The sequence below is a fragment of the Candidatus Poribacteria bacterium genome (assembly GCA_021162805.1).
Taxonomy (GTDB): domain Bacteria; phylum Poribacteria; class WGA-4E; order B28-G17; family B28-G17; genus JAGGXZ01.
Map to the genome: position 1 here is coordinate 1 of JAGGXZ010000150.1, position 10,788 is coordinate 10,788.

The window sequence follows — 10,788 nt, forward strand, 5'->3', positions numbered from 1 at the left end:
AAGTGGAGGGTTTTTCGAGAGAGCTTCGGATCTCTCATGGGTGAAGTGTGTCGTTTCTTTTCCCATCTAGATCTCCATTCTCACCCTCCGATTTACCATCCTGTTTCATTATTTTTTTGACAGTACCGAGGGGATTTTACCGTAGTCGTTGACCATAGTCAAGTCACTCCATCATCGAAAATTTTTGTTACCTTTCGGCTCAAAATGGTATCTATAATAATGGAAGGGGAAACTATGAACGACACGGAACTGATACAACAAACCCTACAGGGTGACCCGATAGCATTCGGAAGGCTGATGGAGAGATACTACGATAAAGTCCTCCTCTACACAGCCTCATTGCTGAGGGATTACTTCGAGGCAGAGGAGGTTACCCAGGACGCCTTCCTGAGGGGATACCACCGCCTAAGAGAGCTGAAAGATCCCAACTCCTTTCTCCCCTGGATAATCAGGATAGCCCATAACATGGCCCTCAAGAGGCTCAGAAGGAGGAGGGATCTCCAGGTCATCCCGATAGAGGAACTGGAAGAGGAGATAGCGGATGATAGGTCATTCGAGGATGAGCTTTTGAGGAGGGAGGCGGAGGAGATATTTTATGATGCGATGGAGGGGTTGTGTGAGGAGGATAGGGGTATGCTGTGGGGTCGGTTGAGCGGTGAGAGCTATAGGGAGTTAAGTAAGCGGTATGGCAAGAGCGTAGGGGCGGTGAAGATGCGGGTGAGGAGGGCGAAGGAGAAGGTGAGGGAGAAGGTTCTGAGGAGGCTGAGCGGCATGATGATGATCTTCCCATGGGGGAAAATCGGGAGGATGATAGGAGGTGTTGTCATGAAGGTTACGACAAAGGTTGCGATAACGGGAGCGGTCGTGATGATGCTCACTGGAGCGGGGATATGGCTGAGCTATCATGGGGAGGAGAAACCCGTGCCTAAGGCCAATGAGGTGAAGGTTGAAAGGCGAGCGAACGTGGAAGCGCCTGCGAGGGTGGTAGGTAGACCGGAGAAGAAAGAGAAGGATGATTTCACATTTGAGGAGTTCAACAGGCTGCTTGATGAGTACTTCGAGAGTGCAGAGGAATCATCAGCGATGGTCTCTTCTGAGCCCGTCCACGATAATGAAGGAGAGAAATCCGAGATAAAAAGCGGCGAAGGGCAGGATGAAGATCAGGAGACCGCAGAAGAGATGTCACCTGAGTTGAGGTTGAAGGTGGAACGATACGCTGAACTGGCCAAGATTCTGCCATATGTTCGCCAGCTTGAAGATAGAAAAACTCGGTTGCTTGAGGAATATCACGATTATCTAAAAACCCATGACTGGGATGGATACGATGAGTATGGCAGAAGAGTTCAAGATGTGACGGAGCAATATGACGATGAAATAATGGCGGTGATCGAGCAACTAAGAGTTTATTGGGCTCAGATAGATGCGATGTTTCCGGAGTTGGAACTCTGGGAGCGGCGTGAGTTACCAGGAAGAAGATTAAGGGAATCATTCAGATATGATCGTCTGATCGAGTATTTTGGGAGAAAACTCCCATGGGATGGTAATCCGGATTATTTCAAAGCTATACCAACATCAATAAGGAGGAGAGGTAAGATACCATGAAACGCAGAGTGATGCTGCTCAACGCCGGTTTGATTCTTATCGCCGGCATAGCCATCGTCTGCAGCCTCGTGGCAGACCCGACGGGGCTGGACAATCAGACGATGCAACGGATGATTGGTGGTACAACCTGTTATACGAGGGGGACCACGGACGCTCCAAATTGTACCCCTCACTCATTCACTTGCACCTCCAGTAACTGGGCTGGAACCTACGTTATTAATTATGGACACCACTACTGTAGTACCACAATACAAGGTTATGCGAGATGTTGGACAACACCCAGTGCTCGAGTAGAGTGTCTTAGAAGAACTTTCATTAATGCAGAGTGCGAATACGAAGATGACAAGGACTATGGTGATAAAGTTTCGCTTTCTGGAGATTGTCCATGATGCGATCTCCGTATGAGCGGGCTTAAACAAGGTAACCGGTCGGGGAATTAAACCCCATGACCGGTTACCTTCAGGCTTAAGGTAAGTTAAGATGATTGTCATGCTCTGTGTCTTTCTGATTGCTGCGCCTGTAAATCTCTCCCCGTCAAAAGTGGACGATCTGGAGGTGGTCCTTGGAGGTGTTAAATACCATGACCGCCTGATACACTCATGCCATGTATCCTTCACGTGCAGGGTGTTCTTCCAAGATAAAATGCGGAAAAGAGAGGGCGAATGCTTCATCAGCGATAAGATGATGGCTGTGACCGAGATCACGCCTCCTGAACCCATCGAAGGCGAGTCTGGGAAATTCACACCGAAGATAATACGTAAATGTGTCTTCGATGGAGAGCGGTTTATGGACCTCTACCTATACCAACCTGTTAACAGTCCCCTGAAACCCTTCAAAGAGGTCTCCTTTCACCCCAGAGAGGAGGTAGCTTACCTGTTCCTTTACGATTATCCCCCGCAGTTTTGGAACAAGATTGCTCGTATGCATCTCGATGAGCTGGTCAAACATCCCTCTGTCTCCTCGGTCATACCGAAAGGGTTCGAAACTGTGAACGGAGATCTCTGTTATCGGATATTCATTGAGAAGGCGGGAACAGGGATAGATATCCTGGTCAATCTAGACAGGGGTTACAGAATCCAGGAGGTCCGGTATACGGAAAGCAAAGGACAAAGGATAACCATTAGGAAAGTCGAGTGGAAACATTACAGAGATCAAATCTGGTATCCGGTCAAAGTGTATACTGAGACCTACGGGATCAATGACGATACGAAGGAGAAAATCATCTATTTCTGGAAGCAGATAGAATATAAGGACTTTGAGGCAAACATCGAAATCCCCGAAGATGTGTTTCTCACAATCCCTCCTCCAGATGCGGAGCTGATAAAATGAGGGAGGTATCACGCCATGCGTGTGATCTTTATAATCAGCGTGATTGTAATCCTTGTGAGTGCTTTATTGCTATCTGAAGTATGGACAAGGTCCACATCTATGGAACATAAATCTGTAAGCACCCAACAGAGAGCTACGGACATATTATGCGGTCCACGAGCGCTTTTGATAATATGCCAAATGTATGGTGTTGATACAAATCTTGAGGAACTATCCCAGCTCGCTAAGGTTGATGAGCGAGGAACGAGCATGTATAACCTCCTTGAAGCTGCGCGTGCCAAAGGTCTTTCCGCCGTGGGCAGGATTCTAACATATGATCAACTTCTTAATCTAGGTAAGCCGGTGATAGCTTTTGTAAACAACAATCACTTCTCTGTTCTGGAGGCGATCGATAAGGAGAGGGCGAGGATATCGGATGACCTGAAATATCCGAAGGTTATTTCAAGGGAAGAGCTTGCTAAGATGTGGAAGGGATATTGTTTGGTAGTGTCTAAGCCTAAAGATTCTAATAGAAGCGCTGTCCCTAACATCGTGTTTGACTCCGTCGTATATGATTTTGGCATGATGCCGCAGGGTTCATTTGTCATGCACGATTTTATCCTGAAAAATAAGGGTGGTGTGCCGTTGAAAATCCTAAGCGTAAGCAGCGCTTGTGATTGTCTCGTAACTGCACCCACTAAAACCGTCATCCAACCTGATGAGACCGCCAAGATCAGCATCAGATTAACTCTGCGTGATAAAGGGAAGGTGAACAGAACTATCACAGTTTCATCAAACGATCCGTATTGTCGTATCTTCCCGCTCACCGTGACGGGCGATGTCGTGGACCCGATAGAAGTTGTTCCTCAAAGCATATATCTTCGCCGTATAAGCGTGAGCGAGACAATCCGTCGCACGGTCAGAATCAGAGCCCCTCAGAATAAGCGGCTAGAAATCCTAAAAATCTCAGCTTCCGATTACATAAACATCAAGCGCTTCCCTGGACCGGAACCTGATAGGAGCGCTATACTCGAGGTGGTTATCGGACCGAATCTTCCGATTGGGTCTTTATCCGGTAGTATAGAACTGGAATTGAAGAACATTTACTCCGGCGAGGGGTTTAAAAGCGAACCTATTAAAATCGCGATCCCTGTGGAAGGTATAGTTGAAGGTGAACTATCAGTCTTCCCAGAACGGTTCTTCTTTGGATTTATCTCACCGAAAGAACGCAGAAGCTGCTCGGTCGAGTTGAAGAACACGATGAAATCTCCGATATCCGTGATAAAGGCGGAAAGCAAATCCTCATGGATTGAAGTTTCAGTGGTTCCTAAAAAGCCCGGCTATCATTATGAGATTAAAGCGACGATCAAGCCACACGTTCCAAAGGGGATACTCGAAGATGTCGTTCGTATTCATACGAAGCGAGGGAATAGCGTTGATATCTTGGAAATTCCATTGTTTGGTATCGTGCGATGAGAAAAAACTCAATATGGCTTATCTCCCTTATTTTATCTTTGTTTATCGTTGTCTCCTTTAAGGAGATCTATATGGAGGCGGAAGCGAAACCTGATCGATCGCCGCCCACTTCAGATATTGAGATAGCCTATGTCAGCGGCTGTGAAGATGGTGTACTTCCTGACCCTATCTTCGGTTTAGGCGGTCTGATGCGCTGCGCGAGCATGTTGAATAAGCTTCGAGTTGTCGAAAACACCCTTCTGTTGACAAACGGAAACCAGATGATGAGAGTAGGGATGATGGAAAGCGAATTATATGGTGCTTTCCTGGATCTACTGAGGTTTGATGCCGTGAACGTGGGGCCAGCGGACTTTATCAACGTGGACGGGTTGATACAAAAAGCGGATGAGTTATCCCTTGTGAGCTGTAACCTCTTCCGTAATGGAAAACGGCTTTTCCCCGATATGTTAGTTCGCACCTCCGCGTCGCAGAACCATATTATCAAGATAGCGATCATCGGGATCATGTCTAAGGAGTTTGAATCCACCGTTAAAGCTTATACTCCAGATGTGGAGGTAATGGATGTTGAAAACTCACTCAGTGGAACGTTAAACCGCCTGCTTCCGGATATCCCGCTGGTAATCCTGCTTGCTCATGTGCCCTCTAAAGATACCGTCGTTGAACTTGCTGATAAATTTCCTGATATTGACCTGATTCTATTTGAGGCACCCGGCTTATCCTCAATTTCAGAGCCTATAAAGGTTAACCGGACTTTGATAGCAAACGCTGGTCGGCGTTCTTTCAAAGTGCTCCATCTTAGCCTGAAGCTGAGGAGAAACGGGAAGGGGATTAAACATTACAAGAGCTGTTTGATTCCTCTCTCAGATAAGGTCCCCGATTCCCCCTTGCTTTTTGAGCTGATCAAAGGATATGAGAATATATTCATAGAAAGTAAGCAACCCCAGATGAGAGATAAGAAAAGGGAAACATCGAATTTGCCGGATTATCCCAATACGTTCGTTGGAAGCGAAAGATGCGCTCGATGTCATGAGTATGAGTACTATGTCTGGAAAAACTCACAACATGCTTCCCCTTTCAGAGGGCAAAATCAGAATTGGAAGACCAGCTGCCTGGAGTGTCATACCACAGGGTTTGGATTCTCAAAACCTGAGTGGGACGTCGGATGCGAAGCATGTCATGGACCTGGCGGGCGACATAGCATAGATCCTAAGTCAAAACCATACGGACGTGTATACGTTGACGAATGTCGTAAATGCCACACCGATTCTCAAACCCTAAACTTCAGCTATTCCACCTATTGGCGGAGAATCAACCACTGATAAAAATTGGGTTATGATCAGGAGATCGACTTTAATTAAGATGGCGTATAAGCTGCGTGAATTGGACGATCGGCGATTGGTCTGGTATTACATACTAAGCCTAGAAGCGGTGTTGCTTTTGAGGATTATCCTACCCTTTTGCTTGTACAACAACCTCACTGACGTTGATATGGTAGGACATTATTTCGCAAGTTGGTATACTAGGAACTTCCTACTCCCAAGGCCTACAGGATGGAATCCGTTTTTTTATGCAGGATATCCACATGATGAGCTTTACCACCCTCTCTTTCACTACCTTGTAGCTCTCACGGGATATGTGATGGATATACGCTACTCCTTTAAGCTCTGGGTTTCCATCTTCCTACTGATGATACCTATATCGGCTTATTGGATGGGGATGAAATTCCGTATCGGGCGTTATGGAAGTCTGCTTTTCGTAGGATGGGTTTGGTTTATACTGTGGGTATCCCCTGCGCTCTGGGGCGGCAATCTGCCGGGGGTTCTCAATCTCGGACAAATCTCCAATCTCCCGGCCATATCCTTGTTCTTCTTCTACCTGGGATCTCTATTCGCATGCTTTGAGGAATCCAAATCCACAGGCATACTTCCAAGTGTTTTATTGGCCCTGACCTTTCTGTTTCACGTATACGTGGGACTGGCAGCAATCACATGTCTTGCGGGTATGTCCATAGTATATCTGAGGAATGTAAAGAATCTGATCAAGTTTATTTCCCACTGCACCATGTTTTTGCTTTTGGTGTCGTTCTGGCTGATACCATTTCTCATGAATAGGGATTATGTTAGTGGTGGTACCGCGTTGAGCGGAACCTCTGGACCTTATCTTTTCTTCTTCGCTCTGAGTGCTTTCTTCCTCTTTGAACTCTCCGATGAAAGCTCAAAGGCTGGATATACGGTGTCGGTAATGATAATGCTTCTGACGGTGTTGATCTTATTCCGTCCTTTCGCCTTTGGCTCTAACTTGCCCATGCATTTCGATAGGTTTAAAATTTATGCGTGGTATTTGGCGTTTATCCCCCTCTTCCGTTTCCTGATAAAAAACGGGTTGAGGATTCGAAAATCCCATTGTCTCGCTATCCTCATATGCTCGTTGATTATGCCGCAGTTCAATATAGCAGTTCATAAAGGTCAGGCTAATGAATTCGGTGAGATCATTAAAGCACCAGGACAACCGGATTTTCAACTATCAACCCCCAGGATTGAAGGGAGGATAATGTGTCTCAACACAGCCTACGGCAATCTTGTAAACCAATACAGAGCACCATCTCACCTGCTTGCTAAGCAGGGACATATAGGATCGGTAGGGTTGTTTGCTGAATCAGCGAGAAATGCTCCGTTTTTCCAGAGCATCCTGGCATTGCTGGACCCATTTGCTATGACTTGGGGCTCGTATCCTCCTCCTTGTAACCCCCGTAGCCTTATGAAATATCTGAAGCTGCTTAACATAAACTACTTCCTTGCCAACACTAATTTGACCCGCATGGGGTTCGAACGTTCGAAGCTTCCTGTCAATCAATCGGGTATAGACCCTCCGAATATGAGGTATCCATACAGCTTGTATGAAGCTCCTAAATCTGCGCTCATCGAGGTTCTTGACTATATCCCTCGAAGAGTCGCCGAAAACTGGGATTTGGAGGTTAGGAAATGGTGGAGATCGGGCGATATTGATAAACTTCTAGTGTATTCTAAAACGCCGATTCCAACAGCCACAGGCGGTGGGAAGGAGAAAGTGGAAGTGCTACAGCGATCAAAAAGCTGGGATTATCTTAAATTCAGAGTTGAGTCTGAGCATGATGTTCCTATCTTGGTGAAGATCTCCGAATATCCAAGGTGGCGGGCGTATCAGGATGGTAAGAAGATTAAAATTTACAGAGCTTCCCCTTATCTGATGCTTTTATACGGACATGGAACGATCGAACTTCGATATGAGAGACTATGGTACGACTATCTAGGATACCTCTTATCCGCTAGCGGTATAATTTGGATTGTTATTTTGTCCGCCATGAGACTTTACAGAGGTGATAAGGAATGAAAGGCAAGATTTATGCTTGGCTTCTCCTATGTTTGACAGTACTTGGATGTTCGCCTCCTGTCCTGATGGTTCCAAGGAGAATAGCCGATGGATACCTGATTCTCCTCAAGCTATCAGATGATGGAATAATAGAAAAGATGGCAGATCAGATTAAACTACCTTATCCGATAACCGGCAAATCGGATATCATCTCTGAGGAAGGGATCATATATGTGGGAAGCTACAAACATATCTACGTCTTAAGCCTAACCGATGAGGGAAAGCTGAAACTCCTCTCCTCAACCCCGATAGAGGGATATCATATATCCCTAGCTTTACATCCTCGGAGGCCTATCCTTTACGCTATAAGCAATGAAGGGATATTCGCCCTGGATGTAAGCGCCCCAGAAAACCCCAGATTGGTCGAACATCTACCCTTGGAAGGACTGCTCAAAGGGGTAGGAGAAGATTCTATCAGAAATCCCGTCGGCACGGACGTAGCTTGTATAAGTGAAAAGCTGTTCGTGACAATCAGGGAGAAGGAGATAGGACACTCCGGGGCTATATTAGTTCTCGACCTGAACGATCCACTTCATCCTGAGGTGGATAGGATACTTGAGAGGCTGCCAGGGGCGGCAGCTGTCGTTAGGGGAAAGGTAGATCATCAGATCTTCGCAGCTGGGGATGAGATAGCAGGGTACAGAAACTTTGAGAGGGAGAAACACTTCAAGGATAACCGATGGATGTACCAGCTGAAGGGGAGAGTTCCTGGGGAAGCCGTGGAGATGAAGTTCGTTCCCATGGCCGTCTTCGGGAGCACGGTGGTCAGCTTGGATAAGCTTGAGAAGATGATCGGAAGAGGTGAGGATCTATCTGCTCGACAGCAGCTGAAAGCTCTGGCGGTTTCACATCATGGGATTGTGTATATTGCAACCGAACATGCTCTGGCGTATTTAGGGACATGGGGTGTGATGGTGTGGGGTGTCTCGGATTATTTCGATCATATCTATGGGATGGATACGAAGGGTAGCAGGAAGGGGTATCTAGCTGCGGGTGAGAAAGGGATCTATATCGTTAACCTGCCGTTGGGGAATGAGAAGGTCTACAGGTTTATAACGCTTGGTCGGTATAGTAAGGTTCCCAGCCCTGTTTTGGACGTTTGTGTCTCGGACGACAAGTTATTAGCGCTTTGTGGTGAGCTGAACCTGAAAGATGTGATCCATAACGAATCGATCCGTTAGGAATCGAGGTGATAAAAGGGTGCGAATCCCCGTTGGGATCAGTGTAATATTTTCCCCGTAGGTGCTATATATTAATTAAATGAAAGACAAACACCTTGTGAACAGAGCCAGATCAGGAGATAAATCCTCCTTTGAGAAGCTGGTCAGAAGATATTACGATACAGTCCGACTCCTGGCTTTCTCCATCTTCCAAAACCGGGATGATGCCGAAGAAGTGGCTCAAGAGGTCTTCCTCAAAGCATACATCCTCCTTGAGGAGGTCCCTTCTGGCAAGTTGTCGGTTGAGCTGATGTTTTCGCGATGAAATTTTCTGTTAAAAATCCCCCCGAAACACCCTCTATATATGGAGGCGGGAGATGAGACATCCGGTGTACCGGGATCTAAGGGAAACAGGAGGCGACTCTGCCTTCACAGAGTTGGTCAACAGATACTGGGATGTGGTCCAAAGCTTCCTCACCGCCACTATTCTCCGTAATGATTGGCAAGAGGCTGAGGATGTGACCCAAGAGGCGTTCTGCATAGCCTATCGGAAACTGAAAGATCTGAATGACCCCTCGGCTTTCCTAAACTACCTCAGGAAGATAGCATACAACATCGCCAAGAAGAGATTGAAAGAGAAAAACGGAAGGGGGATAAGCTACATCTCCTTCGATGAGGTTGATCCAAATGAACTTGCTATATCAAGCGGAGAGGATGATCTGTTGAGAAGAGAGATAGAAAGGAGATCATTAAGGCGATAGATGAACTGCCGGAAAGTGAAAGGGAGATACTGAGAGAATATCTCCTGGAAGAAAAGAGATATAAGGAACTGAGCGAGGAGCACGGAATGTCATATCACGCAGTTGTGATGCGGATAAGAAGGGCGAAGGAGAAAGTGAAGGAGAAGGTTCTCAAGAGGCTGAGCGGAGTTGTGATCCTGCCGTGGAGGAGGATCGGAGAGGTGGTCAGGTATATGGCGGCGGGTGTTACGACAAAGGTGGCGATAACGGGAGCGGTGATTATAATGCTGGGTGGGGCGGGAATATGGATAGGTCGTCATGGCGAGGAGGAGCCAGCAGTGAGGGCGAATAAGGTGGAGGTTGAAGAGCAAGCGGACGTGAGAGGATCGGCCGTGGAGGTGAGAAGGTCAGGGGAGAAGGAGGATGGTCTCACTTATGAGGAGTTTTGGGGGTTGATCGATGGGTTGACGGATGAATATCTCGAGGATGAGATGGATACATCTGTGGGCGGAGAAATCGAGGAGGAAGGGGAAGCTGCTGGATCAATAAGCGCGGATGAGATCACCGATGAGGAGGTAGAGGAAGAGGGAGGCGAAGATATCGAATATCTGATAAAGCAGATACGATATGAACAGTTGGCAAGGCTCCTACCTCGGTATCTGGAGCTGGCTCAGGAGTATCATGATCTCCAAAAAATGAGGGATTACATCCAGAGCCTGCCACCTTGTGAGGAGGTGGTCATGTTCCACAAAAGGGAACATGAGATATGCAAAGAATGGATCGAGGTGCTAAAGGAGTTAGCGAGACTGTTTCCCGAAGCAGTTATTTATAAACCTAGGACTCCGGATTCGCCAGGCTACTCCAGCATAGATTATCGAAAGCTCCGAGAGCTTGTTGGCGGGCGGTTGCCCGTAGAACCTTATTTCAGACCGTGAATCTAAAGGGGGAAGAAGATGACATTTCCCCTTCCAGGTATTGTGATTTGATCATGCTTCAGCGCTTTATGCGGACAATCGGCGATCATCTGTCCCTGGTGGTTCTCATCTCTTTAACGCTGCTGGAGATTCTCATCCTGATCCCTTATGTCCTCCACA

General features: G+C 46.9%; 9 protein-coding genes. All 9 read left to right on the forward strand.

What is annotated here, in order from left to right; translation table 11 throughout:
- Positions 1-234: 234 nt before the first annotated feature.
- The 9 genes from J7M22_11390 (at position 235) to J7M22_11430 (ending at position 10,629) form a co-directional block, all read left to right on the forward strand.
- Positions 235-1,602 carry a sigma-70 family RNA polymerase sigma factor gene (locus J7M22_11390; GenBank protein MCD6507207.1) on the forward strand — a complete coding sequence of 456 codons (1,368 nt, stop codon included), beginning with the start codon at positions 235-237 and terminating at the stop codon, positions 1,600-1,602.
- Positions 1,603-2,082: 480 nt separating this feature from the next.
- Positions 2,083-2,931 (forward strand): hypothetical protein, encoded by an 849-nt coding sequence (locus J7M22_11395; GenBank protein MCD6507208.1) that lies wholly within the window; start codon positions 2,083-2,085, stop codon positions 2,929-2,931.
- Between the two features lie 15 nt (positions 2,932-2,946).
- Positions 2,947-4,386, forward strand: a complete 1,440-nt coding sequence (locus J7M22_11400; GenBank protein ID MCD6507209.1) for a DUF1573 domain-containing protein — start codon at positions 2,947-2,949, stop codon at positions 4,384-4,386.
- A gap of 71 nt (positions 4,387-4,457) precedes the next feature.
- Positions 4,458-5,705, forward strand: coding sequence for a hypothetical protein (locus J7M22_11405; GenBank protein MCD6507210.1), 1,248 nt, complete (start codon positions 4,458-4,460; stop codon positions 5,703-5,705).
- Positions 5,706-5,745: 40 nt separating this feature from the next.
- Positions 5,746-7,755, forward strand: a complete 2,010-nt coding sequence (locus J7M22_11410) for a hypothetical protein (GenBank protein ID MCD6507211.1) — start codon at positions 5,746-5,748, stop codon at positions 7,753-7,755.
- Positions 7,752-8,975 carry a hypothetical protein gene (locus J7M22_11415; protein ID MCD6507212.1) on the forward strand — a complete coding sequence of 408 codons (1,224 nt, stop codon included), beginning with the start codon at positions 7,752-7,754 and terminating at the stop codon, positions 8,973-8,975. Before J7M22_11410 ends, J7M22_11415 begins: the two co-directional genes overlap by 4 nt.
- Before the next feature lie 79 nt (positions 8,976-9,054).
- A complete protein-coding gene (locus tag J7M22_11420) occupies positions 9,055-9,279 on the forward strand; it encodes a hypothetical protein (protein MCD6507213.1) in 225 nt (74 codons plus the stop codon).
- 52 nt (positions 9,280-9,331) lie between these two features.
- A complete protein-coding gene (locus J7M22_11425; protein MCD6507214.1) occupies positions 9,332-9,715 on the forward strand; it encodes a hypothetical protein in 384 nt (127 codons plus the stop codon).
- Complete coding sequence (locus J7M22_11430) at positions 9,700-10,629, forward strand: sigma-70 family RNA polymerase sigma factor (protein MCD6507215.1); 930 nt, start codon at positions 9,700-9,702, stop codon at positions 10,627-10,629. The genes J7M22_11425 and J7M22_11430 overlap by 16 nt, the downstream gene beginning before the upstream one ends.
- Positions 10,630-10,788 lie beyond the last annotated feature (159 nt).

Bases quoted from the DNA above. Each gene is read 5' to 3' on its own strand.
- J7M22_11425 (MCD6507214.1), top strand. From the start codon at position 9,332: ATGAGACATCCGGTGTACCGGGATCTAAGGGAAACAGGAGGCGACTCT.
- J7M22_11390 (MCD6507207.1), top strand. From the start codon at position 235: ATGAACGACACGGAACTGATACAACAAACCCTACAGGGTGACCCGATA.
- J7M22_11400 (MCD6507209.1), top strand. From the start codon at position 2,947: ATGCGTGTGATCTTTATAATCAGCGTGATTGTAATCCTTGTGAGTGCT.
- J7M22_11410 (MCD6507211.1), top strand. From the start codon at position 5,746: ATGGCGTATAAGCTGCGTGAATTGGACGATCGGCGATTGGTCTGGTAT.
- J7M22_11415 (MCD6507212.1), top strand. From the start codon at position 7,752: ATGAAAGGCAAGATTTATGCTTGGCTTCTCCTATGTTTGACAGTACTT.
- J7M22_11405 (MCD6507210.1), top strand. From the start codon at position 4,458: ATGGAGGCGGAAGCGAAACCTGATCGATCGCCGCCCACTTCAGATATT.
- J7M22_11420 (MCD6507213.1), top strand. From the start codon at position 9,055: ATGAAAGACAAACACCTTGTGAACAGAGCCAGATCAGGAGATAAATCC.
- J7M22_11395 (MCD6507208.1), top strand. From the start codon at position 2,083: ATGATTGTCATGCTCTGTGTCTTTCTGATTGCTGCGCCTGTAAATCTC.